Source organism: Nostoc sp. PCC 7524 (assembly GCF_000316645.1).
Classification (GTDB): domain Bacteria; phylum Cyanobacteriota; class Cyanobacteriia; order Cyanobacteriales; family Nostocaceae; genus Trichormus.
In genome coordinates this window covers 5,691,088-5,715,572 of sequence record NC_019684.1, presented here as the reverse complement: position 1 = coordinate 5,715,572, position 24,485 = coordinate 5,691,088, and the positions used below count along the sequence as shown (strand labels likewise).

17 protein-coding genes, 1 tRNA gene and 1 pseudogene are annotated in these 24,485 nt (G+C 42.4%); 12 read left to right on the top strand and 7 right to left on the bottom strand.

Going from position 1 to position 24,485, the window contains the following annotated elements; genetic code table 11:
* Positions 1-131: 131 nt before the first annotated feature.
* Positions 132-2,186 (top strand): calcium-binding protein, encoded by a 2,055-nt coding sequence (locus NOS7524_RS31040; protein WP_015140933.1) that lies wholly within the window; start codon positions 132-134, stop codon positions 2,184-2,186.
* A 289-nt stretch (positions 2,187-2,475) separates the two neighbouring features.
* On the opposite strand, the gene NOS7524_RS23275 is transcribed toward NOS7524_RS31040, so the two are convergent.
* Positions 2,476-3,780, bottom strand: coding sequence for an acetyl ornithine aminotransferase family protein (locus NOS7524_RS23275; protein ID WP_015140932.1), 1,305 nt, complete (start codon positions 3,778-3,780; stop codon positions 2,476-2,478).
* Positions 3,781-4,260: 480 nt separating this feature from the next.
* On the opposite strand from NOS7524_RS23275, the gene NOS7524_RS23270 reads away from it, so the two are divergent.
* The 5 genes from NOS7524_RS23270 to NOS7524_RS23250 all read left to right on the top strand — a co-directional run bounded on the left by NOS7524_RS23270 (position 4,261) and on the right by NOS7524_RS23250 (position 10,712).
* The gene (locus NOS7524_RS23270) at positions 4,261-5,622 is read left to right on the top strand and encodes a hypothetical protein (protein WP_015140931.1); all 1,362 of its coding nucleotides are present in this window, start codon (positions 4,261-4,263) and stop codon (positions 5,620-5,622) included.
* A gap of 92 nt (positions 5,623-5,714) precedes the next feature.
* The gene (locus tag NOS7524_RS23265; RefSeq protein WP_015140930.1) at positions 5,715-6,803 is read left to right on the top strand and encodes a universal stress protein; all 1,089 of its coding nucleotides are present in this window, start codon (positions 5,715-5,717) and stop codon (positions 6,801-6,803) included.
* Between the two features lie 150 nt (positions 6,804-6,953).
* The gene (locus NOS7524_RS23260; RefSeq protein ID WP_015140929.1) at positions 6,954-8,156 is read left to right on the top strand and encodes an anhydro-N-acetylmuramic acid kinase; all 1,203 of its coding nucleotides are present in this window, start codon (positions 6,954-6,956) and stop codon (positions 8,154-8,156) included.
* Positions 8,157-8,273: 117 nt separating this feature from the next.
* The gene (locus tag NOS7524_RS23255) at positions 8,274-8,720 is read left to right on the top strand and encodes a hypothetical protein (RefSeq protein ID WP_015140928.1); all 447 of its coding nucleotides are present in this window, start codon (positions 8,274-8,276) and stop codon (positions 8,718-8,720) included.
* 429 nt (positions 8,721-9,149) lie between these two features.
* Complete coding sequence (locus NOS7524_RS23250) at positions 9,150-10,712, top strand: serine/threonine-protein kinase (RefSeq protein WP_015140927.1); 1,563 nt, start codon at positions 9,150-9,152, stop codon at positions 10,710-10,712.
* Positions 10,713-11,293: 581 nt separating this feature from the next.
* Here the strand turns inward: NOS7524_RS23250 and NOS7524_RS23245 are convergent.
* From NOS7524_RS23245 to abc-f, 5 genes are all read right to left on the bottom strand, one after another.
* Positions 11,294-11,491 (bottom strand): NblA/ycf18 family protein, encoded by a 198-nt coding sequence (locus tag NOS7524_RS23245; RefSeq protein WP_015140926.1) that lies wholly within the window; start codon positions 11,489-11,491, stop codon positions 11,294-11,296.
* A gap of 578 nt (positions 11,492-12,069) precedes the next feature.
* Entirely contained in the window at positions 12,070-12,789 is a 720-nt protein-coding gene (locus NOS7524_RS23240) for a Stp1/IreP family PP2C-type Ser/Thr phosphatase (protein ID WP_015140925.1), read from the bottom strand.
* An 18-nt stretch (positions 12,790-12,807) separates the two neighbouring features.
* Positions 12,808-14,493: an ABC1 kinase family protein gene (locus NOS7524_RS23235; protein WP_015140924.1), complete on the bottom strand. Its 1,686-nt coding sequence runs from the start codon at positions 14,491-14,493 to the stop codon at positions 12,808-12,810.
* 121 nt (positions 14,494-14,614) lie between these two features.
* Complete coding sequence (locus tag NOS7524_RS23230) at positions 14,615-14,941, bottom strand: DUF6825 family protein (RefSeq protein ID WP_015140923.1); 327 nt, start codon at positions 14,939-14,941, stop codon at positions 14,615-14,617.
* A gap of 174 nt (positions 14,942-15,115) precedes the next feature.
* On the bottom strand, positions 15,116-16,738 hold the full coding sequence (gene abc-f / locus NOS7524_RS28065; RefSeq protein ID WP_015140922.1) for a ribosomal protection-like ABC-F family protein: 1,623 nt from the start codon (positions 16,736-16,738) through the stop codon (positions 15,116-15,118).
* 394 nt (positions 16,739-17,132) lie between these two features.
* Between abc-f and NOS7524_RS23220 the strand changes: the two are divergent.
* Positions 17,133-17,834: pseudogene (locus NOS7524_RS23220) on the top strand (Uma2 family endonuclease).
* Positions 17,835-17,910: 76 nt separating this feature from the next.
* Here the strand turns inward: NOS7524_RS23220 and NOS7524_RS23215 are convergent.
* Positions 17,911-20,622 carry a CBS domain-containing protein gene (locus NOS7524_RS23215; protein ID WP_015140921.1) on the bottom strand — a complete coding sequence of 904 codons (2,712 nt, stop codon included), beginning with the start codon at positions 20,620-20,622 and terminating at the stop codon, positions 17,911-17,913.
* A gap of 305 nt (positions 20,623-20,927) precedes the next feature.
* On the opposite strand from NOS7524_RS23215, the gene psbZ reads away from it, so the two are divergent.
* The 5 genes from psbZ to NOS7524_RS23190 all read left to right on the top strand — a co-directional run bounded on the left by psbZ (position 20,928) and on the right by NOS7524_RS23190 (position 24,475).
* Positions 20,928-21,116 (top strand): photosystem II reaction center protein PsbZ, encoded by a 189-nt coding sequence (gene psbZ / locus NOS7524_RS23210; RefSeq protein ID WP_015140920.1) that lies wholly within the window; start codon positions 20,928-20,930, stop codon positions 21,114-21,116.
* Between the two features lie 195 nt (positions 21,117-21,311).
* Positions 21,312-21,890, top strand: coding sequence for a 6,7-dimethyl-8-ribityllumazine synthase (gene ribH / locus NOS7524_RS23205; protein WP_015140919.1), 579 nt, complete (start codon positions 21,312-21,314; stop codon positions 21,888-21,890).
* A gap of 110 nt (positions 21,891-22,000) precedes the next feature.
* Positions 22,001-22,072 (top strand) — tRNA-Gly (locus NOS7524_RS23200).
* Positions 22,073-22,797: 725 nt separating this feature from the next.
* Positions 22,798-23,205: a hypothetical protein gene (locus NOS7524_RS23195; protein ID WP_015140918.1), complete on the top strand. Its 408-nt coding sequence runs from the start codon at positions 22,798-22,800 to the stop codon at positions 23,203-23,205.
* Positions 23,206-23,209: 4 nt separating this feature from the next.
* Positions 23,210-24,475 carry a glutamate-5-semialdehyde dehydrogenase gene (locus NOS7524_RS23190; protein WP_015140917.1) on the top strand — a complete coding sequence of 422 codons (1,266 nt, stop codon included), beginning with the start codon at positions 23,210-23,212 and terminating at the stop codon, positions 24,473-24,475.
* Positions 24,476-24,485 lie beyond the last annotated feature (10 nt).

Here is a 24,485-nt window from a genome sequence, read left to right as displayed (position 1 = left end):
TATACAACAGTTTTAAAAATCATGACGGTGATAAATGCGTAGACATCACTGCCAACGTTGTGGTTGACTTGCTGCTTGCTGCATTTATACAAATTACGCCAACCTAAATTTACTCATCAAAGGATACTCAGATGGCAACTTTTACCGTTACTACACTCAATGATGTTGTTGATGCCAGAGATGGGCTGTTAAGTTTACGAGAAGCGGTCACAGCCGCAGAAGCCCTACCTGGAACTGATACCATCGTCATTAATAGCATTGCTCTACTAAATAGCCCAATTGTCATCAGACCAGGCAATAACATTAACTTCCAGGGTAATGGGACTAGCTCTAGTGGCTTCAATGGACAGGGGCGCACTTCCCTATTTCTCATCAATAACAGCAGCGTTAGATTTAATGATTTACACATTAACAGGGGTCTTGCTCAAGGAGGAAACGGCAGTCGAGGCGGTGGTGGCGGTTTAGGGGCTGGAGGAGGCCTATTTCTGAATCCAGGTGCTAATGTCACAGCAGATAATGTGGTGTTTTTTGATAACCGAGCAGTCGGAGGTAATAGTTTTACTGGTCGTGGCGACGGTGGGCGGGGTGGAAATGATTCCTCGGCTGGAAGCAATGGCTTTCCGGGTGGTAGTGGTGGTTTACCAAGTTTCTTCGCTATTGGTGGGATAGTCCCAACTAGCGGCGGTAGCGGTGGTGTGGGCGGACGAATAGTCGGAACTACAGGTTCGGGAGCTGGTGGCGGTTTCGGTGGTGGCTCAGGGGGCTTTGGGGTCGCTGGTGGTAGTGGCGGCGGTGGTGGTGGTGGTACGGGCGGTGCTGGTGCTTTCCGAAATGCGACTGGTGGCGGCGGTGGCGGCGGTGGTGGTTTTGGTGGCTATGGTGCTGGCGGCGGCGGTGGCGGCGGTGGCGGCGGTGGCGGTGCTAACGTGTTGGGAGGACGCGCTCGCCCCGGTGGCGCTGGTGGTTCTGGGGGCTTAGGTGGCGCATTTGCTGGGGATGGACGCGCTGGAGCTAATGGGACTAATGGTCGCTCAACGTTTACCGGTAACAGTCCAGGTAACGGCGGAGTGGGAGGACAAGGCGGCGGTGGTGCAGGTTTAGGCGGTGCAGTCTTTGTCTCTAACAACGCAACCTTTAGCGTCAGCAACAGTACATTTCTCTTCAATTCTGCCGTTGGTGGTAGTGGCTTTGAGAATGGTCAAGGACGGGGTGGTGCAATCTTTGTGCAATCGGGGGGTAGATTGCGAGATATGGGTGGAGTGCGTTTCATTCAAAACTCTGCATCAACGGCAAATGCTGATAGCAATATCTATCCAGTCAAAGTCAACCGAGGCGATGGCACGATTGAGGTAGAAGGATTTCAGGGTGTAGGACGGGGGAGCAATCCCTCAGTGGAAGTGAAGGAAACCTTTGACGAACTCATATTTACAGGAGAGGGTTTAGTTGCCAAAAACTTGCTCCTTACCCAAACTGGTGATGATTTAGTTGTCAGTTTTGAAGGGGTTGATGATACCCAAGTGATTCTCAAGGACTTTGCTTTAGAAAACTTGGATAACTTGCCGATTCCTGGTGGTCAGCATGGTCAGATTGGTAACATTCTGTTTGATGGTGATGAAACCCTGCAAGATAGTTTTGATGTCTTCAATGCGGACTCTACCCAAAATACAATTTGGAATCGTAACACAGTCACCTTTCTGAATGATTTAGATAATTATGTGCGTGGTTTTGACAACTCTGATGATGTGATTAATGCCCAAGCTGGTAATGACATGATTTGGGGTTTGAGTGGCGATGATATTTTGCGTGGTGGTGAAGGTAACGACACCCTTCATGGTGGAAAAGGTGCAGATATTTTGATTGGTGGTTGGGGAGATGATCAGCTTTATTTGGGACGCGATCGCCAGATTGATACGGTAATATATCGCCAAGGTGATGGAAGTGATACTATCCATCAGTTCCGGCGTGGTGCAGGTGGTGACTTATTGCAGTTTGAAGGTATTGACGCGATTGATGTGGTAATGAATGGTCGCAATACCTACTTTCACCTAGGTGACGGAATAGTTGGTAATAACGGATTTGGTTCAGGTGAATTATTAGCTGAGTTACGAGGTGTAACTGGTTTCACCGCCGATAATCTCAGTTTGAATCTAGCCTCTGGCAATACTGCACAATTCTTGTTTGCTTAGAATACAGATAACAAAAATAGCGATCGCTGAATCTATAACTTGTGTAAATCACCCAGCTAGTGGTCTAGCGTATTAATCTAGATTTGTAGTTAGGAGTTTAGTCTTTATCTGATCAAAACTTTTCTGATAGACCGCTAGCTACACCGCATTTGATTACCATTAGCAGTTCTGCCAAAAAGACAGCTATTAGTTTTTGTCTAATAAACATCTCCAAAAAAGAATGTAGAGACGTTCCATGGAACGTCTCTACAAGGTTTCTGGAAAACGCATATTTAATTTCTGGAGATGTCTAATATTCCTCCTTTAAAACCTCAGAAAGAGTGTCCACAGCCGTTTGAATTTGGTCGCCGTCGATAACTAAAGGTGGACAGAAACGAATAGCCGCTTTACCGCAACCAAGTAACAATAGACCGCGTAAGAAGGCTGATTGAATAATGCGATCGCGCAGTCTGCTATCATAATTTCCTGCGGTATCTAATAAATCCACTGCTACCATCAAACCTTTACCTCTGGGTAAGGACATTCTGGGGAATCTTTCATGCAGCCGAGTCAGTCCAGTTTTTAAGATTTCTCCCATTTGAGTAGCATTATTCATCAAACCACTATCTAATAGTCGCAGTGTAGCAATACCAGCCGCACAAGCTACAGGATTACCGCCAAATGTGGTGGCGTGGGAACCAGGTGGCCAAGTCATCAACTCAGGACGGGCGAGAATTGCACCTAAAGGTAAACCGCTAGCGATTCCCTTGGCGGTAGTAATAATATCAGGCATCACACCCCAATGCTCAATGGCAAACAAGCAACCTGTACGTCCCATCCCCGATTGCACTTCATCGACTATCATTAATATGCCGTGGCGATTGCAGATATCCCGAATCCTAGCTAAAAATCCGTCTTCCGGGACGATATAGCCTCCTTCTCCTTGAATCGGTTCAACTACAATTGCTGCCACTTCATGAGGCGGTAGGATGGTATTAAATAGCTGTTGTTCTAAATGATCTAAACTAGCGTGAGTACCGTAGGGGATATGAGTCACCCCAGGAACTAACGGGCCAAAATGAGCGCGTTGTACTGCTTTAGAGCCAGTCAGGGACATTGCGCCATAGGTGCGTCCGTGAAATGCGCCTAAAAAAGCGACAATCAGCGATCGCTTGGTGTGATATCGAGCTAATTTCATCGCCCCTTCGTTAGATTCTGCACCGGAATTGGTGAAAAATACCCTAGCACCATGAGGAAAGGGAGTGCGAATCGCCAAATGTTCTGCTAATTCCACCATCGGCTCATAATAAAAATCTGTCCCTGACATATGCAGCAAAAGCGCCGCCTGTGTTTGAATTTCTTTAACTACCTCTGGGTGCGCGTGTCCGGTAGCGGTGACAGCAATACCCGCAGTCATATCGAGAAACACATTACCATCTACATCTTCCAACATACAACCCTGACCGCGAGCCACAACTAGGGGATAGTCACGGGTATAAGAAGGAGAAGTCACAGTGCGATCGCGTTCTACAATAGCTAAGGCTTTCGGCCCTGGTAAAGATGTCACCAAGTGAGGCTGACGAGGTAAAGGTCGATGAATAGGAATACTTAACATTTTGTTTTATTTTTTTCAGAATACGGATAATTAAACTGTGATGAGCAAATGTTAATAGTAGCATTTGATGCTATTTCTATATAACTTACGCATTGACGGAATTGCAATGATATGTTGTAGCGATTGTGGAAAAATACAGATAATTTTTCATGAACCCTGAGAAGGATTTTGTGACAGACTTGTGTGATATCAATTCCGGCTCAAGTTTGACAATCTGGTTAATAATTAGGGAATTCCAGAGAAAAAAATATTCCAAATGTAGGGTGCGTCAGTATGAATAATTTCTTGGTGTAGTTAGGTTTTCTGACACTGACGCACCCTACTAAAATGTCAATTAATCACATCGGATTGCTTTATGAGTGCAGGTTATAATGCAATGTTAGGCTGAGTTTCTCCCAAACAATGGAAGAGGTTTAATGCCCGATCAAATGCGTGTTTACCGCATAAACAAATTTATATTGCGAAATCCGTTACCAAATTATGAGTACCCTATTCAGCCAGAAACTCAAAATAATCGTAAGTGTTGCTGCACTATCAATTATAGGTTTAGCTAGTAGTTATCGATATACTCACACCAGAAATCAAGACTTAGCTACACCACAGCATCATGTTAAAAATTTCACATTCAATCCCCTATCGAATTCTCCACTCACTTCTTCATACCTTTCTCAAAAGTCTCTGCAATCAACTGCTTTCAATGCAAATTTTTGGCAAAATAGTCTCATTACTCAGTCATCTCAATCCAGGGAAAGTGCCAATCAATACAATACACCCAAGTCTGATCAAAATTTAGCAACAACATCTGTTCAATATCCCATTATTGATGAGTGGCGAAAATATAAATTTAGTGTCAATGGTAGTCAGATTTTATCACCTGCACAACTACCAACAACTAAAGTTAATGTTAATCAATCAGATTTATTAACTGTATTGATCAATACTAGAAAATATTTTCGCGAACACAGTGCCAATGACCCAGATATTTTACGGGCAGGACTTCTGAGTACACAAAATGTTACTACAGAAGATATTCTTAAGACTCTAGATTTTATGATTGATGTTCTCAAAGAGGACATTGCTAAAAATCGCATTACTCGTCTACAAAATCCCAATTTTATCAATAGAAATTTTCGAGTTATCAGATGGTCAGCATATAATCCGAAAAATCCTAATCAAAAGCAACTACGCATTACCAAATATGCAGTTTTTACCCATCCAGGCTCACGCAAGAGAACCTCAACCTATAACACACCCATCTATAGTTTAAAAGACAACTCAGCCGCAGATAAATTCTACACCAGATATACAAAGCAAGATGTTTTATCAGGTATTTATGAACCCGGTGGTAAAGAATTTGGCAAAGTTGAACCATTAGCTTATTTAACACGTAATGGTTTAGAAGAAGCATTAATGCAGGGAACGATTCTCATCAATTTTACAGATGGTTCTAGAGGATTTTTTAACGTAGATAGAAATAATGGAATTTCTTATATTCGAGGTTTAAAGGCAACAGCACAAAAGCGTTATTGGTATTTTAGACAAGTTGATGCCATCAAAGGCTATGGACACAAAATAGATGCCAAAATTTCTATTAAACCAGGTGTAACTTTTGCTGGTGATGTCTTAAATATTGGTTTAGGCAGAATAGTGATCATTGAGCATAACCAAGGAGGACGTAAACAACTACAAATGGGAGTAATTGCAGATACAGGCGGAGCATTTTTACCTAATCTATATCAACTCGATTTTTTAGCAGGTATTTTCCCAAATCAAAACTCTTTTCGCCGATATATCAGACAGTTACCTGAGTATGCTAATGCCTATTTTCTGGTGAAAAAGTAATTACAGTAATTGGGTATTAGTAACTGCTAGGGTGCGTCAGCTAACGGCATTATATACCCTACCAAATTAAATTGAATTCCTAGCTTTTTTCCATGTATGCAACACGACGGGGTAAGCACAAAATTTTTATTGGTATGGCTCCTGGGGTGGGTAAAACCTACCAAATGTTAGAAGAAGCAAAAGCACTCAAACAAGAAGGAATTGATGTTGTTATTGGGTTATTAGAAACCCACGGACGTAAAGAGACGGCAGATAAATCAAATGGACTAGAAATTTTACCACGCAGGCAAATTGTGCGGGGGGATTTGACACTAACAGAAATGGACACAGACGCAATTTTACAGCGATCGCCCCAGTTAGTGTTAATTGATGAGCTTGCCCATACCAATGTCCCCGGTTCCCTACGTACCAAACGCTACGAAGATGTGGAAGTTATATTAGCAGCCGGGATTGATGTCTACTCCACCATGAATGTACAACACTTAGAAAGTCTCAATGATGTGGTAGCAAGAATTACAAGTGTAGTCGTCAGAGAACGCGTACCTGATCGCATTCTAGAAGCAGCCGATGAAATTGTTGTAGTCGATGTTACCCCAGAAACTTTACAGGAACGATTATTGGAAGGCAAGATTTATGCACCAGCCAAGATTCAGCAAGCCCTCGAACACTTTTTCCAACGGCGAAATTTAATTGCTTTGCGGGAATTGGCTTTACGTGAAGTTGCTGACAACATAGAAGAAGAGGCGATCGCTAATACCCCCAACGGGCAATTCTGTAATATTCAAGAACGGGTTCTGGTGTGTGTATCTACTTATCCCAACTCAGTACAATTGTTGCGTCGTGGTGCTAGACTCGCAGGCTACATGAATGCCCCCTTCTATGTAGTCTTTGTTTCTGATCCTGATCACTTTCTGACGAAGGAAGAAAGCCTACACATCGATACCTGTGAAAAGTTATGTCAAGAATTCGGCGGGACTTTTATTCGTATTAATAGCAATAACATAGCCAAAGCGATCGCTGAAGTTGCCGAACAAAATCGGATTACTCAAATTGTAATTGGTGAAAGCCAGCGTTCTCGTTGGCAAATTCTCCTCAAAGGCTCTTTAACTCAAAAATTGATGCGATTACTGAAAAATATCGATTTACATATTATAGGCAGTGAAAAAACTACCCATAAATGAAAACTCAAGGCATCAACAGATAAACCTCATCAGGACACGTCACTAGCAATCAAAACTGCATAATCATGGCAAATTAACAACTGAACTTTTTGACACTGACGATGGCATGAATTAAACTACCCCTTGCAAGCCACACAAGAGCTTCTGTTTATGCACCAAACTCAACAAACTGCTGCCCCTACCCGCGTGATTGGTTTAATCAGTGGCACATCTGTCGATGGTATAGATGCCGCTTTGGTAGAAATTTCTGGTACAGATGTGGATCTGCAAGTTGAGTTACTAGCAGGAGAAACCTATCCCTATCCTGGGGAACTGAGAGAAAGAATCTTAGCAGTTTGTGCTGGTGCAGCCATCTCAATGGCAGAATTAGCAGAATTAGATGATGCGATCGCCCTAAATTTTGCCCAAGCCGCCCAAAATATTCAAAAAGACCACCAGCCAGCAACTTTAATTGGTTCTCACGGTCAAACTGTATATCATCGACCGCCTGAAAGTAAGGGAATAGGGAGTAGAACTACTACTCACTCCCTTGGTTATAGCTTACAACTGGGTCGGGGTGCTTTGATTGCCCACCTTACAGGAATTACCACTGTAAGCAACTTTCGGGTGGCGGATATTGCTGTTGGTGGCCATGGCGCACCGCTTGTACCTAGGGTTGATGCGTTTTTACTCAGTCATCCCCAGGAGGGACGTTGCATTCAAAATGTGGGCGGGATTGGCAATGTGGCTTATATTCCCCCTCGCCGGGATGACTGGCTAGAGAAAATTCGCGGTTGGGATACTGGCCCTGGTAATAGTTTGCTGGATTTAGCAGTACAGCAATTAACAGACGGTGCTAAAACCTACGATGAAAGTGGTAAATGGGCAGCTAGTGGTACACCCTGCTATCCTTTGGTAGAACAATGGCTCACTCAAGCATATTTCCAGCTACATCCGCCTAAATCCACTGGTCGGGAGTTATTTGGTGTAGATTACCTGCATCAGTGTTTTCAAGATGCTGCACCATATCAATTGAGTCCAGCTGATATGCTAGCTACACTTACAGAACTAACTGCGGCTTCCATTGCTCACAGTTACCACACTTTTTTACCACAAATGCCAAACCGTGTCTTTTTATGTGGGGGTGGGAGTCGTAATCTTTATTTACAGCAAAGATTACAGGTACTGTTGGGAGACATACCAGTTTTAACTACCGATGATGTCGGCTTGAATGCCAATTTTAAAGAAGCGATCGCCTTCGCTGTTTTAGCCTACTGGCGACAACTAGGTATCCCTGGCAATTTACCCGCCGCCACCGGCGCACCCCGTGAAGTCCTATTAGGAGAAATTCACCCAACAACTCATCCTGACTAACTCTACTTAGCACTCACCAATCAGCACTCATTACTCACTTTCCCCCTGACATTTTTGCAGTTCCAAATATATCTTTGTAGTCTAAGAACTACTCGTTCAAGGCAAGGAACATACAAGGTGGCTCATACTTTTTTATTGGAACCAGGACGCTGGACAATTCAAGGCAGTTGGCTAGAACGTCATGGGCTGCCAATCAGTCTCAAGGGCATGACCTTAGTAGCTTGGAATCGAGATAACTGGTTTACGATGGCTACAAAGCTGATATTTCCAGGCAGCGATCGCCAAGAAATTTCTTTACAGTACAAGGGAAGACTTTTGGAGGGAGAACGTCAATATACTTTTTTACTTCAGCACAGTATTTTGGGTCAGGTTGAAGGCGAAGGCTGGATTGGTTTAGATACAATTGTGCAGCGTTACTGGGTGATCAGCGATCGGCAACGTCGTAGTGGATTTGAAACCATGCACCGCATTTCCAATGAAACATATTATCTCAGTAGCGGTGTCATGGCAGGTCATTTTTTAACCAGTACAATGGAAGCCAGCTTAGAACGCCAGTCCACATAGGGATATATGGAAAACCAGTTATCTAGTTGCTCAAAATTGGGCAAACTAAAACTACATTAACAACCCAAGTACAAAAGATCAGGATACATCTACCACAATCAGGCGGAATAATACCAATATTCCCAACAGTTAAAACGCCCAAACATCAGTCCTTGAAATTTTGACTGGTAACTTGCGTATAGCCATACTAGCCACTTCTGTTTTTGATGGCATTTCTGAACTCCAGTGCTTATAGCAGTTGCCATATAGATTAGGACATCAAGCAATCATAAAACCTTTACGCTAAGAGACTTTGGAGTTTGTCACCTGTAACCTGTAACCTGTAACCTGTCCCCTGCCCCCTGTCACCTGTCACCTGTCCCCTGTCATACCACCTAACTGTGAGGCAGGAGTCATCCATAATTGTTGAACATTGGAGTCGAATTTTCTATGTCAGACCCCAACATTGGTCGTTTTCTTGGCAACCGCTACCAGTTGCAGGAGTTAATTGGTACTGGCGCAATGGGTAAGGTATATCGTGCCAAAGATGTTTTGTTGGGAGGTGTACCTGTTGCTATCAAGTTTCTTGCTCTATCCATGCAAAATGAAAAGATGCGATTGCAAGAACGTTTTGAGCGAGAAGCAAAAACCTGTGCCTTACTTGGGCAAAAAAGTATTCATATTGTTCGAGTCATGGACTATGGCGTAGATGAACATAAAACCCCCTTTTATGTCATGGAGTATCTCCAAGGCCACAGCCTCAACCAAGTCATCCGACAAAAACACCTATCTTTACCCAGATTTGTGAGTATGGCACGGCAAATCTGTCTGGGTTTAAAGTGCGCTCATGATGGCATCCCAGTTGATGGTTCAGTTTACCCTATTATTCATCGTGATATTAAGCCTAGTAATATGCTGGTGATTCAAGATGCCAGTTTTGGGGAATTGGTCAAAATTTTAGATTTTGGTATTGCTAAATTACTACAAACCAATGGTGATCACACAAAATTCTATTTGGGAACGCTGGCTTATTCATCCCCCGAACAGATGGATGGCAAAGAACTAGATAATCGTTCTGATATCTACAGTTTGGGTGTGATGATGTTTGAAATGCTGACTGGCAAAATGCCATTAGTTGCACCCACTCATTCGTTTGGTGCATGGTACAAAACACATCACCAACAACCACCACGGAATTTTAGTGAGGTTGCTCCTAGCTTAGTCATTCCGAAAGAAGTGGAAAACTTAGTGATGAGTTGTTTAGCCAAAAAAGCCAAAGACCGTCCTCAAAGTATTAGTGACATTCTTCAGAATCTCGAAAATATAGAACGACAGCATCATCCAACCCGCCCTATTCAACACGAGCATTATCAACATACTAATACCATTACTATTCCATCTGAACCCAAGCCGAAGACAAAAGTTAATCTGCCGTTGCAGTTAGCTCCAGCCAAGCATGAAATTACTTCTACAACTTCTTGGCCTCAAAATAAACCAATTGCTGACATTGTTTTTCCTCAACCCATAAATGTTAGTGGAGAGGTTGTACCTGCTCTATGGGTGATGTTATCACAGCAGGAAATTCTTCAACGCTTTGTTTGCAGCCGCTATAATCAATTTTTGTTTATCACTGCTCCTCACCCCATGTTGTTGTGGATTACTGTTCTCTACAACCGCAAACATGGCGCTAAGTGGTTGCCTTATTACCTTGATCTCAAAACCAGTCTTGGTCAAGATATCATCAGCTTACTTTTTCAAGTAGGCTACTATCGTCTGCTATTCTTTGCACGAGAATCACCCAATCACTCTTCTCATTTCCTCATGGCTAGTATCGCTACTGCTCAACGTCACCGACTGCAACAGTGGCTCACCGCAGCCAAAACCTTTACCTGTACTGCCGATCCCCAACTGAGTAAAAATCTGCTGAAACAGGAATATGAAAAGATTAAGCCTCAAATTCTAGCCAAGCTAGAAGCAATTGACACCGATTCTGCATTTGATATCTCTGGTTAGAGAATACTTTGGGACTTACAGAAAATAAATGATTCAATGAGTCAGAGCAAATATGATCATTGGATTTTTCCTCTCCTGCTCACCAAAGCGATTGTATATTTTTCTTAGTTGGAAGTCCCTTTCTCCAGGTGTGCTTTAGTTGTGGAGTATCAAAAATTACTTTTTGTTAGTTAATGTAAACTTTTATAAAAAATGTATATATCTAGGTTGTAAGCACTATTGGGAATAAATATAATATTCATCAGTGCTAGCTGTGAAATAATGCTTAGTAGAAAATCAGTAAGCCGTTATTTTTGCTTATGACATTTGAAAAGTAAGTGTTAAGTTAAGTACGGGTTAGCATTTGTTAATTAGTGAGTAAATTGTCTTCTTAGCAACTACTGTTTTGACAAATAAGTCAAAAGTAAGTTAAAAAGGCATGGGAATTGCAGCTAAACCATTTCTCGTGTTTTAGTCTGGGTTATAAGCTTCACTAAGTTGAGCTATCTTTGTTTAAAGTTGACGCCCCAGCATCCCCAGCTCTTTTCCTCTCTGGAACTGAGCAAGAGAAGGAGGTCGCCCACTGCGACACACAATCTACTCTATGCCATAGTGGAGCCAGAATCTAAGCCCCACTGGTGCTTAAGTAGTTCCTGATAAGTTGCCTCGCGCACGACCATTTGCTCATACAGCTTAACCAAGAAGTCTTTAGCTTGATCATGGCTCATGTTCTGTACTTGAGTGGCAAATGAACGAATGCTGAATTGCTGTTCCAAAGAAAGTTGGATGGGTTGATTCATAATTAGACTCCTAAAAAGGCAACGCGTAAGGTTGATACTGGTAGCAGAAGTCCTACACGAATAGGGCTTAATTTTAGTATCTCTCCTACATTTGTATCTGTATTAAGAAAGATAACAATTATTTGACAGATTGCCCATATCCTTAGTGGGTAAAATCCTGCTTTGATATTCTGCACCTGAACCTACTGACATATAACCCAAGTGTGCCTGGGCAGTGTTTGGGTTGCTTAGAGGTCGGTGCTATACCTTTGTATACCTCCATTGACGACCTTTATCTGGAAACTTCTCCAGGGGGGAGATGTCCGGGCAAAGGTGAGAAATAAAAGGTATTAAGATCGCATTATATGCGGCTTACATTAAATGGTGCAAGATGTCAACCAACTAAATTATGTAAACCGAGCCGCCAATTGGGAAATTTTGGTGACTAAAAGTATTTGTATCAAGTTGCAAATATGAAAAATGCTCAGATTGAACAAATTGCTGAGTATTTTTACTACAAAACGTCAAAATTCCCTAGCAATACCTCAATGGTCAACAGTTAATAGTCTGAAAGTTGACTATTGACAGTTGACTATTGACTATTCGATCGCGACGATGACGATAGTGATGTTATCGTGTCCACCTTCTTCTTTAGCTGCTTCTACCAGAGATATAGCAGTTTTATCCAATAAGGGGATGTTATAAAGATAATCAGCAATTTTTTGATCAACCAGTTCTTCAGTCAGTCCATCACTACATAAGAGTAGGCGATCGCCCATTTTAACATCTAGGGGTTGGACATCAACTTGGTGTAAATCTTCCCGACCTAAGCAACGGGATAAGACATGGCGGAACGGATGAACCCGCGCTTCCTCGGCAGTAATGTCGCCGATTTTGATGGCTCTAGCTACCCAGGTATGGTCTTCTGTCACTTGTTGCAGTTGCGACTCCCGGAAAAGATACAGCCTAGAGTCTCCGACATGAGCGCACCAAGGCGCATTACGAAAAATGACGACAACGACGGTTGTACCCATATCAGCGCGTTCAGGATGATTTTGCTGATCCTGTAAAATCGCTTCATTAGCCCGCCATAAAGCCTGCTCTAGCAATTTTTCTTCTGACTCAGGAGCATCCCAGTTAGCCAGTAAATACTCTTGAATTTCCTTTGTGGCAATGCGACTTGCTTCTTCTCCTCCCGCATGACCACCCATACCATCGGCAACAATAAAAAATCGTCCTTCCGGGTCAATGTAATAATTATCTTGATTATTAGAACGAACAAGTCCCGGATCACTAAGACCCGTGAAGTTAAGTTTCATAGCGTTTCACTGCAAAAATTAATACATACGGTCATAACGGTCGAGGCGGAGAAGCAATCGGATCAGTATTACTGAGACGGCTGCGGCAATTAAACCAGCCAGTAATGCTAACCATACATAATGATTAACTAATAAAATTGTGGCTGAAAGGGTAAATCCACTGATTATCAGAGCATAGCTTATGCCTAGTTGAATACTGCTCTGTCGCCTGAGTAAACGCTCTGTTTCTATAGAACGCACGCGCAGGCGCATATCTCCTCGTTCTAATTTTTCTAATGTATCTTCTAATCTACGTGGTAATCCGAAGGCAGTGGTACTTACTTGCACCGCTTGACGGCTTAATTCATTGAGAAAACTATTGCTATCTGAACCATTCATATTGGTCATAAGCTGCATTGCGTATGGTTGGGCAACTTCCATAAAGTTAAACTCTGGATCTAAGCCTTTGCCTACTCCTTCGAGGGTGGAAAAAGCCCGCATCACGAAAGTAAAAGTTGCTGGAAATCTAAATGGCTGATTATATGCTATCTCGTATAGATCATCACTGATCGCGGCCACGGATTGGGCTTCAAAGGGCTTATCCATGAAATTATCTAGCATATACTGCACAGAACGCCGCACTGGCCCCATGTCATCTACGGGGGCGATCGCACCTAAATCTATGAGAGACTGGACAACGCGATCGCCATTCTTTTGGGCAATGCCAAATAGGGTTTCCATCAACCCTTCCCGGACATTGGATTTAATCCGCCCCATCATGCCAAAGTCGTAGAAAATCAGCGAGCCATCGGGACTCACAGCAATATTTCCTGGATGGGGATCAGCATGGAAAAAGCCATCATTAAGCAATTGCAGAAGATAGGCTTGAGCGCCTTGACGGGCAATGGCTTTACGATCTATACCTGCTGCTTCTAAAGCCTCATATTGGCTAATTTTAATTCCTGGCAGATATTCCAAAGTCAGTACCCGTGGTGAGGCGTAACGCCAATAAACTTTCGGGACTTTTACCCAGTCATAGGCGCGAAAATTACGGCGAAAGGTGTCAGCATTGCGTCCTTCATTGAGATAATCAATTTCTTCCCAAAGAATTCGACAACACTCTTCGTAAATTCCTATCCAATCTCGCCCTTGTCCCCATTTGGGATGGTTTTGGAAATAGCGAGCAATCCCCTTGAGAATCTCTAAATCTATTTCAAATAACTTTTTTAATCCAGGACGCTGTACTTTAACCACAACCGATTCACCGTTGTGTAGCACAGCTTTGTGTACTTGTCCCAAGCTAGCAGCTGCCAAAGGAATCGGTTCAAAACTCAAAAAGAGTTCCGGAATTTTTTTACCTAGTTCTTGCTCAACAATCTTTTCTACTTGCTCGTAGCTAAAAGCAGGTACTTTGTCTTGCAGTTTTGCCAACTCTTCTACATATTCACTGGGGAATATATCGGCACGGGTAGAAAATAATTGCCCGACTTTGATAAAGGTTGGTCCCAAGTCCAGCAAGGTATTGCGAATCCAGACTGCTTGAGCTTTACGTCGTGCAGCCTGTTTAGCTTCAGTCACACCGCCAGGATAACTCCAAGGTTTGTTGTATCGCCAAAGTTTGAACATCAAGGTCAAGACAAAACCCCAAATGTCCACAAAGCGTCGCTTACTAGAGTAGTTTTCACGATTCCAACGGTATGCTTTATCTGAATAACTGGTTTCCATAGGTTGTGCGTACCGTTGCTTTTTTACTGAATCACCTGGAAGAACAGACACTCTGATCCCTAAACTATTGTTCACAAAGGGTCATTGGTCAATAATTTGTGACTATTGACTATGACTAAATTTATACTGAAGGATTACGATAACGCTGTAATTCGTTGCGTAAAAAGGCAATCTCTGCCCGCAGTTCATCAATTGTGGCTTGCAAGTCTACTGACTCGGCAACAGATTGTCCACTACCTGTAGTGCTTTGACCTGCTTCAGCCGCAGTTGCTGCTCGGTTTGCCCGTTCTATAACTTCTTCGGTAAATTGGCGTAGCTGCTCTCTAGCTTCTGCATCAAATTTACCCAGATCACTTAAGGCATCAGTCAAAGCGACTTCTAGGCGTTCATTAACTACTTCTGCTAAGGCTCTGCCGACAAAAAAGGCTTGTAAAAGGGGATTACTCATAAATTTTTGTTACGCTTGTCCGCAAGAGAATTATAACTTGCCCGTATGCTTTGCGGCTTCTTTCTGAAAGTGTGCAATTGGGTTAACAAATTAGCTATTTAGCGATATATTGATATAACTATATATCTAATTAGTAATTAAAATACTAATTGGCAATTCAGTATTGAGAAAATCTCAACATCCTCGTGGTATTTGGCTGAGTAACTCTTGATAATATTGTTGGTGAGTGCGTGGTAAATGAATAGTCATTTGTAAGTATTGGTCTTTAACGTAAAAACTTTGGGTAATGTTAATGCGGCTGAGAAAATCGATATCGTGGGAAATTACCCAAATAGCACCTTGATAGCCGTTAATAGCTGACACCATTTGCTCAACTGTGTCAATGTCTAAGTTATTAGTTGGCTCATCAAGAATTAACAGGTCAATTTGTGAAATACTAATCATAGCGATCGCCAGTCTTGCCAACTCACCCCCACTCAATACAGAAGCAGATTTATACACGTCATCGTATTTAAACAAAAAATGTCCTAGTTGTTGGCGTAACTGCTGATAGCTGAGACTAGGGTTAGCAGTCTGCATATTGGCTAAAACTGTCTGCTGACGATTTACCAGTTCATAGCTTTGGTCAAGATATACAGATGTGATTCCCGTTGCTAGAGAAACCTCTCCTGACTTTAAGACAGCTACTTGTGTATCTGTGCCGAGAATAGCTTTGACTAGACTAGATTTACCAGAACCATTTGCACCGATAATAGAAATGCGATCGCCTGAACATATATGCAACTGAATATTTTGCATTAGTAGGCGTTCTGATACCCAAAGATTTGCACCCTGAATATCAATCAAATTTCTGCGCTTGTGGCTTTTCTCTTCTAGCTGGATAGTTGTTACCTTGGTGGTTTTAACTTTCGTGTCTGCTAACTGTTGTGTAGCTTTAGCTACAGCAACCTCATGTTTCTTTTTGGCATTGCCAGCTGATGCTTCTGCTCTAGTTTTAATTAGTCCAGCTGACATTCGGTCGATACTACCATTTAAGCACTTGGCTCTACCATTGCGGTGAGTTTGGGCTGCGCGTTGCTGTTCTTGCTGCGCCGCAGTTTGCACAAGTTTAAGTTCCTTTCTGGCTAGTTCGTGCGATCGCAATGCTACTTCTAACTCTAGATCCTTCTGTTGCAGATAATCAGAAAAATTCCCTCCATAAATCTTGATACTTGCGGGTGTAAGTTCCCAAGTAATATCTGCCACTTGGTCTAAGAAAAATGGCTTGTGGGAAACAATCACAAACGCACCCGAAAAACTTACCAAAAATTCTTTCAAACTTTCTAAAGCTGGTAAATCCATGTGATTGGTTGGTTCATCGAGTAACAATAAATCTGGCTGCTGAGATAAACCGATAGCCAAAAATAGTTTTGTAAATTCTCCACCACTGAGACTAGCAATTGGTAGTGATAGGTCAATTTTTGTCTGTAATTTTGTCTGTAATATGTCGTCAATTTGCCACCAGTCTTCAGCAATAGACATTAAAAAATCTATCACGATTTCTGTTTGTAATTCTTGTTTGATAGTGCTAGTTTGGGGTAAATAGTAGACAATTCCATGTCGCCAAATTGAACCAATAGTAGGATTAATTTGACCAGCAAACATTTTCAACAAAGTTGATTTACCAATTCCATTGCGACCAACTAAGCCTATACGATGTCTCGCGTCAATACTGACATTTACACCTTGAAACAAAGTTCTTTCTAAGCTGAGTTTACAGGCTAAATTCTCAGCTAATAATATTGATTTTTTTTGCATGATTATCAAACCTTTATCGCCAAATTACACCCGCTAATACAGCAACACTTACGGGTAAATTATGCACACAAAAACTCAGCCGTAGTCTATTAGCAATCGGCTATATATAGAGACAATTGATGAGAATATCTTTAGCTCATGACTGTGGTGAAGTTACCTGTCAAACTGATGTGTTGATGTGATGTTGATATTTGTTGCTGAAGTGCAACAGTGGTTTGATACTACTTCATTGCAGCTATCTCGCCGTGAGGTGTGTTGAGGTTTGATTTTAGACTAGATTGTAACACACAGGCATTTCGGAAAGCTAGCGATAGCCGTAGGCTTAAGCTTTACTTATCGCCTCCTAGAACACTGCTAAAATAAACCCATAAACACTTGATGCCGTATACATTCTATGACCATAGCTCCAGAATTAGAATCTCAAACAGGCATCTGTCCAGATGTGACATTTCCCCCTGGTGATTTATACAGTGACGAGCCTCCCTTGGAAACAGAACTGCATCTCAGACAAATTATCTTGCTGTTAACCTGCTTAGAATTGCTGTGGCGAGAGAGAAATGATTTTTATGCAGCAGGAAACCTGACGATTTATTATAGTCCCCACCAACGCAAGTCAGAATACTTTCGGGGTCCTGACTTTTTCGTAGTGTTGGGAACAGAACGCAAAACTCGCAAAAGTTGGGTAGTCTGGGAAGAAGACGGCAAATATCCCCATTTTATTTTAGAGATTCTATCAGATTCAACTGCAAATACTGACAGATGTTTAAAAAAAGAAATATATCAAGATACCTTTCGCACGCCTGATTATTTTTAGTTTGATCCCTACACCTTAGAATTTGCAGGTTTTCATTTAGTAGATGGCAAGTATGAACCTCTGCAAGCGAATGAACAAGGACATTTGTGGAGTCAACAATTAGGGTTGTATTTGGGAATTCATCAGGGACTATTGCGATTTTTCACAGCAGATGGGGAAATAGTCCCGACACCAGAAGAAGCAGCACAACAAGCACAACAAAATGCACAACAAGCACAACAAAAGGCAGAACGTTTAGCGGCAAAACTGCGGGAGTTAAATATCGACCCAGATTTAATTTAAGGTGTTATTTACAGTTCAAAGTGAAAATGTAGAGACATTGTATGCAAGGTCTCTACATTTTCTTAACAAAGATTGTCTAATAATTTTCGGATAAAAATGCTTCTGCTTCTGCTTGGTTTTTAACCACACGATCTAATGTTGCGGCGAGTAAATCATCTAGCATTTGTCGATATTGTGGACCCGGTTTGTAACCTAATTTCTTTAAGTCATTACCATTAATAATTGGGTGGACATGAGCTAAAACTGTTAAATAATGCCAGATTTGCTGTCTGAATTTTCTCTGACTCTGCAAGGCAACTAAAATTAACGTTTCTAAATCGTATTTGCGGAGTAGCTGCACTATTTGACTGGGGCGTTCACATTCAGGCAAAGACGTAATTACTTCAGTTTCAGCTGTGGCTAAGTTTTGCAAGCGTTTGATACTGTCATCTTGCAATTGTAAATTTTTCGCTACTTTATGCCGATATTTGGGGGCTAGATGGGCAATTAATACTTCTAAACGCATTTGCCAAGGCGTGAAAGTTTGGGCAGTATCAAACTTTTGCAAACAGCGTTCTAGTAAACGTAATTGTCGGATAAGTTGATGATCTAGTTTGAGGGTGGGATGGATGCACTGTAAAGCCCCTAAATTGTCGAGTAATTGTAAAGCTGGTTGCCAGTAGGGTGCTTCGAGGATGTGTTTCAGTTCGGCTTTGAGTCGCGTTTGTAGGGCTGGGGTTTTGTTGTTAGTTTGGGCGGTGCGATCGTAAACACCACTGTTGATAGCATAGTGGATATACTCTTCGGTGCGTGATTCAATGTTAAATCCAAAACGCACAGCAAAGCGGACACCGCGATAAATACGGGTGGGATCTTCGATAAAACTGTTAGCGTGCAGCACTCGAATTTGCTTGGCTTGTAAATCCAGCAACCCCCCGAAGAAATCGAGTAGTTCACCAGCACGGGGAGAAGTCAAGCGCAAAGCTAGGGCATTAATAGTAAAGTCTCGACGATATAAGTCTTGACGAATAGAACTGGCTTCTACTTCTGGATTGGCTGCTGGGTAAGGATAGAATTCTGTTCTGGCGGTGGCAATATCAACCCACAAGGAATCTAATTCGGGATCTTTGTGCCACAACAAAGCCGCCGTTTGAAAAGCACCATGAATTTCTAAGCGGGCGGTTGGGTAAATTTCTTGGAGTGCTTTTGCTAGTTCTACACCTGCACCTACATCTGCGGCTTGATGAAAACCATCAACTACTAAATCAATATCTGTAATCATGAGACTCCCGGCTGCTGCTTCTGCCAAGAGTAAGTCTCGTACCGCACCACCTACTAAATAGAGATGCCAACCGCGTTTTTCTGCGGCTTGGGAGGCTGTGCTGAGTAATTCCCATAGCTGGGGAGTTAGGCGAACGCGCAATTCTGTTAATGTGGGAATTCTGACTTCCCTATCTCCCCATCTTCCTGTCTCACCATCTTCCCATCTGTCTCTTTCCTCATGGGCTTGATGTAATTCTCTCAGGACATCAGTACGAGTGACAATACCGACTAGCTGCCCACTATCTAACACTGGTAAGCGTCCAATATCATAAGTCACCATTAAGGACTCAATTTGTGGCAGCGTTGTATCTGGGGTAATTGTCTTTAAATTTGTAGTCATGTAACCCTTGACTGGTGCATGACTAAAGCCGTGATGCAAAGCAATATCTAAATCCCGTCGAGAAATTACTCCTACAAGTTGATCTGCGGTATCAACTACAGATAAGCCAGAGTGTCCATAACGCAACAAAATCCTTTGTGCTTCGGCAATGGTGGTTTCTGGGCGAATCGTGCGGACTGGGGAAGACATTAAATCTCTGGCAGTCTGGGGATGAGGGATACTAGTTTTTATGCCGTTTAGGAGTGTTTGCAAGACATCTTGTGTATTGACTTTGCGTAAGTTGAGCGATGATGCTTGGGAATGACCTCCACCGCCAAATGTTTGAAATAATAAGTCAAGATGTACACCAGGAATTTGCGATCGCCCAATTACTGTCAACCTTGATTCATCTTCACTTAAGGGATATTCAGCCGCCAATAGTAAAGCATCAATTTCGGTTAACTCTACCAGTTGCGATGCCAAACTTGATAAACCTGGTACAAAGTTTTCTGTCTTTAAAGTTACCCAAGCAATAGTATAACCACGTAAACACAGATATTCTAATTTTTCTAAGGCTGTAGTTAACAGTTGTTGTAATTGGCGAGATAAGCCGGGATCACGATAATTAGAGATTACCGATAAACTAGCTCCGTGTTGCATCAACCAAGCCAAAGCCACCGCATCCCGTGGCGTAGATTGGTCATAGGTAAGAGAACCAGTATCGACATGAATCCCCAAAGCCATCACCGTGGCTTGAGCAGGAGTGAGAGAGATATGATTTTGTTGTAATTTCTCGGCGATCAGAGTTGTGGTTGCTCCGACATCAGCAATGTGAAACTCTTGAGCCGGAATATCAGACTCTTGACCGAGGTGATGGTCATAGACTGTAATATTTTTAATGTGTGGTAAATTTAACCACTCAGCAGCTTTACCCAAGCGATCGCGCTGTTGGGTATCAACAACTGTCACCGAACGAATTTTGTCTGGATTTACCGAACGTCTTTCAATCAGTGGATATTCATCTCGATGCAGTGCCAAAAAATCCCGTACAGGTGGATGAGCGCCACCTGTTAACACAATTTTACTGCCCGGTAGTAGACAAGTTAGCCCGACGGCTGCCCCTAAAGCATCAAAATCGGCGGTAGTGTGACAAAGAATTACATCCATAGTCAATATTCAATAGTCAACAGTTAACAGTCAACAGTCAATAGTCAATAACAGACTTGTGTTTTGAGATTGGGGATAGAACATAGAAAATTAAGCAATGCCTCATGACCATACCGATCAAGAGTTACAAATCTTAACACCTATGGACTATGGACTATTGACTATGGACTATTGACTATGGACTATTAACTAAATTGTGACAATTTCTGATAGCTTACAAATAAGGGAAAATGTCAGTGTCGTCCTTTAGGCTATTCTATCTTTAGAATTTCCTTCAGTATTTTGCTGTCTTGGGAGAAGTAAAAATGACCATAATATTCCAATTTGCTCTAGTAGCTCTTGTACTAATGTCTTTTGTCCTGGTTGTTGGCGTACCTGTTGCCTATGCCACTCCCCAAAACTGGGTTGAATCTAAAAAACTACTCTGGCTAGGCTCTGGAGTTTGGATCGCTTTGGTGCTATTGGTGGGACTATTAAACTTTTTTGTGGTTTAAGAGAACATCTCGCTGTAGCACATCTAGTAGCAACAATGCAATAGGGGCAGGAGAGCCACCAGTACAGGTATAAAGATACAAGATGAATTGACCCATTTTTCTTGGTTCTTTGTACCTAATTGTGTCCTCCTGCTCTTCTACTTTTAGAGAAGAAATGTATATTGGCAAGAGTATAGTTAATGATAAGAGGCAGTCATGGCAGTTTTTGAGGGAACTTTCACTCAAGCAGAACCTTTGCGTTTGGCAGTGGTTATCGGTCGATTCAATGACCTTGTAACCGGAAAGTTGCTAGAAGGATGTCAAGATTGCTTGAAGCGTCATGGTGTAGATCCTAACCCTCACGGGGATCAGGTAGATTATGTTTGGGTTCCTGGCAGTTTTGAAGTACCTCTTGTTGCTCGTCAACTAGCTCTTTCTCACCGTTATGATGCAGTCATTTGTCTGGGTGCAGTCATTCGCGGACAAACGCCCCATTTTGATTATGTATCTTCCGAAGTCGCTAAAGGAATTGCGGCTGCTAGTTTTCAAACTGGAGTACCCGTGATTTTTGGGATTTTGACGGTAGATACTATGCAGCAAGCTCTAGAAAGGGCTGGGATCAAAAGTAATCATGGTTGGGATTATGCCATGAATGCCCTAGAAATGGCCAGCTTGATGCGGCAATTGCGCTCTAACTTGACAGATGCCTACGCTCACAATCCCCAATCTTTGCCAGCAGCTTTTCCCAAGTCCAGCGTCAGCACATTAACCTCTGAGTCTGAAGAAGTGAGTTGACAGGTGTGATGATTGCTGAATTCTGATGCTAGAGAACTCAGCAATCAAAAATTTGTGTGGCAGTAGTTGACAAATCTCAAAAATTCTGAGATATTAATAAAGTGAGGTTTGCGGGTATAGCTCAGTGGTAGAGCGTCACCTTGCCAAGGTGAATGTCGCGCGTTCGAATCGCGTTACCCGCTTCTGAGATTAATGTCTCGTTTCAAAGTGGCAATGCAAACTGACAACCTATGATCTTGCCACCAGACTTTGGATAGTGTATTGCACTGGATGCAAAGTAGCTTCAATTAACAGTGTTGTCAGGTGCAGAATTCTGTTTTTTGGTAGTCAAGATAGCCAAAATCTATCTAGGGAAAGAAGTGCAGAAATTGGCGGATGTGTAAACAATACCTGCTGACCAAAATTCTCCTAAAATCTGTGAGTGGGATTGCATCACAATACTTAAGGAAGACTACAAAGAACCTTGATAATAGAACAAGGAGTTGGAGTTATTCCAGAGATAACTGAGGAGAAATTTCTCAGCCAAACCAATGGTTAGCTCTTGGATACATCTTAACTAAATGGGTTGTCTTCAGAGTGTTTGCCACGTAAGCTTAGAAATATATCAAACTCGCCAACGTAGTCAATGCTCAAAAAATGCAGATACATTAAATTTGAACATTCAGATGAAACTACAGAAATTTTTAAACAAGATTACTACTAGAACAGCCGGAACACCAACAGTGCTAAATTCCCACAACAGACACAACACCATGAGTTAGCTACATTCGCTACTACAAAAATTGGCTGTATGTGCCTGAGTTTGTGACTTAATATCAACAGTTAATCAGAGAGAAACCCTCAGAATTTACCCAGGGATTAGACTCTCAAAACTTCTAGAAACCACGCTCAAGTAATTAGAACGCTTGTGCAATCTAAAAAACCCGAAAAAATCGATTTTAACTCCGAGTATCCCTGTCCCTGTCGCCGCAAGGGACGGTTAGTTCCGATTACGCTGACAGAAGCATTTGGTTGCGATCGCTGTCAGCAAATCTTTGTCGTAGAAGAGAATGGCCATGTGCTAGAACAACTTTCCACTACCTATCCCTATAAGCGTGCTTGGCGCTGGACAGGGAATAGCTGGAATGTTGTTCATCCCAAATTGACAGAAAGCTATTTACCTATAGCATTAGGCGTTATTTTCGTGCTAGTGATTATATGGCTACCATTAGCACTGCGACTAGCAAATGGTTCTAGCATTATTGCTTGGGCAATGGTGGCAGTATTGTTGGCTATCCTGCCAGCACTCATGGTCTGGCTTACCTACAGACGATAATTCAATGACTGTTCCACCTTTGGATGATTCACCCGAACCCATGAAAAGCGCCAAACGCGCTTATCAAGCGTCCCTGAAGTTAGGCACTACTAAGGGAACTGATCGCAGTCGCGCTGTGTTAGCAATGGCACAGGCTCTAGAGCAATCATTTGACGACATTTTAGAAGCCAACACCTTGGATTTGGAAGCTAGTCGGGAAATGGCAGTGCCAGAATTGATTTTGGATTGGCTGAAGCTAACTCCCACAAGACTAGAAACAACCGTAGAAATTCTCCAAAGGTTGGGAGAACTTTCAGATCCACTACGGCGCGTCAGAAACGCCGACTATCAACCAGAAGACTCTCAAAGTTACTCCCAATTAATGCCCTTGGGAGTGATTGGGTTTATTTATGAAGCCTTTCCAGATTTAGGCGCGATCGCGGCGGCTTTGTGTATTAAAACTGGTAATAGTATCATCCTCAAAGGCAGTACAGAAGCTAGTCACTCTAACGCTGCTATTTCTGAAGTTTTACAACACGCACTTGCGGAAGTTGGTTTACCAGCAGGTTGTATAGAACTAATTACCGCAGAACATGGGGCTTCCATTCGTGATTTAGTTACCCAAGACCAATATGTCAATTTAGCCATTCCCTACGGCCGTTCTAGTTTAGTACAGCAGGTAATGCGGCAAGCCACCTGTCCAGTGTTAAAGTCAGCAATGGGTAATTGTTACCTTTACTGGTCACTCAATGGCAGTCTAGAGATGGTGCGGTGGATGATTATTGATAGCCATGACAGCGAACCAGATCCCGTTAATGCGATTGAAAAAGTGTTGATTCACCGTCAAGCCATGCCATCATCCTTGGCAGTGCTATGGAATAGTTTGAAAGAAAAAGGCTTTGAACTCAAAGGTGACGCAGAATTAGTAGAAGCCTTCCCACAATTACAGCTAGCAAAAGACAATGAATGGGGATGTGCTTATTTAACCAAGACAGTAGCATTTAAATTGGTGGATAGCCTAGAAGGTGCGATCGCTTGGATTAATCAATATAGTAGCGGTCATGCTGACTCAATTGCCACTGAATCCTATCAAGAAAGTAGGCAGTTTGCGTTAGGTGTTCACAGTGCATCAACTTATATCAACACATCCCCCCGGTTTTCTCGTAACCCTTCACGGGGAGACTCAGTATTTTTAGGGATGTCCAATCAAAAAGGCCACCGTCGGGGATTTATTAGTTTAGAGACTCTGACTACTGCCAAACATATTATTCAAGGGAATGGACGGTTTTAAAAGTTGATGA

What these genes read in the sequence shown, in the direction of transcription:
- NOS7524_RS23235 (WP_015140924.1), bottom strand. Translation starts at nt 14,493, where the DNA reads ATGGAAACCAGTTATTCAGATAAAGCATACCGTTGGAATCGTGAAAAC.
- abc-f (WP_015140922.1), bottom strand. Translation starts at nt 16,738, where the DNA reads ATGCAAAAAAAATCAATATTATTAGCTGAGAATTTAGCCTGTAAACTC.
- NOS7524_RS23270 (WP_015140931.1), top strand. Translation starts at nt 4,261, where the DNA reads ATGAGTACCCTATTCAGCCAGAAACTCAAAATAATCGTAAGTGTTGCT.
- NOS7524_RS23215 (WP_015140921.1), bottom strand. Translation starts at nt 20,622, where the DNA reads ATGGATGTAATTCTTTGTCACACTACCGCCGATTTTGATGCTTTAGGG.
- NOS7524_RS23245 (WP_015140926.1), bottom strand. Translation starts at nt 11,491, where the DNA reads ATGAATCAACCCATCCAACTTTCTTTGGAACAGCAATTCAGCATTCGT.
- NOS7524_RS31040 (WP_015140933.1), top strand. Translation starts at nt 132, where the DNA reads ATGGCAACTTTTACCGTTACTACACTCAATGATGTTGTTGATGCCAGA.
- NOS7524_RS23230 (WP_015140923.1), bottom strand. Translation starts at nt 14,941, where the DNA reads ATGAGTAATCCCCTTTTACAAGCCTTTTTTGTCGGCAGAGCCTTAGCA.
- NOS7524_RS23190 (WP_015140917.1), top strand. Translation starts at nt 23,210, where the DNA reads ATGACTGTTCCACCTTTGGATGATTCACCCGAACCCATGAAAAGCGCC.
- NOS7524_RS23240 (WP_015140925.1), bottom strand. Translation starts at nt 12,789, where the DNA reads ATGAAACTTAACTTCACGGGTCTTAGTGATCCGGGACTTGTTCGTTCT.
- psbZ (WP_015140920.1), top strand. Translation starts at nt 20,928, where the DNA reads ATGACCATAATATTCCAATTTGCTCTAGTAGCTCTTGTACTAATGTCT.
- NOS7524_RS23265 (WP_015140930.1), top strand. Translation starts at nt 5,715, where the DNA reads ATGTATGCAACACGACGGGGTAAGCACAAAATTTTTATTGGTATGGCT.
- NOS7524_RS23250 (WP_015140927.1), top strand. Translation starts at nt 9,150, where the DNA reads ATGTCAGACCCCAACATTGGTCGTTTTCTTGGCAACCGCTACCAGTTG.
- NOS7524_RS23275 (WP_015140932.1), bottom strand. Translation starts at nt 3,780, where the DNA reads ATGTTAAGTATTCCTATTCATCGACCTTTACCTCGTCAGCCTCACTTG.
- ribH (WP_015140919.1), top strand. Translation starts at nt 21,312, where the DNA reads ATGGCAGTTTTTGAGGGAACTTTCACTCAAGCAGAACCTTTGCGTTTG.
- NOS7524_RS23260 (WP_015140929.1), top strand. Translation starts at nt 6,954, where the DNA reads ATGCACCAAACTCAACAAACTGCTGCCCCTACCCGCGTGATTGGTTTA.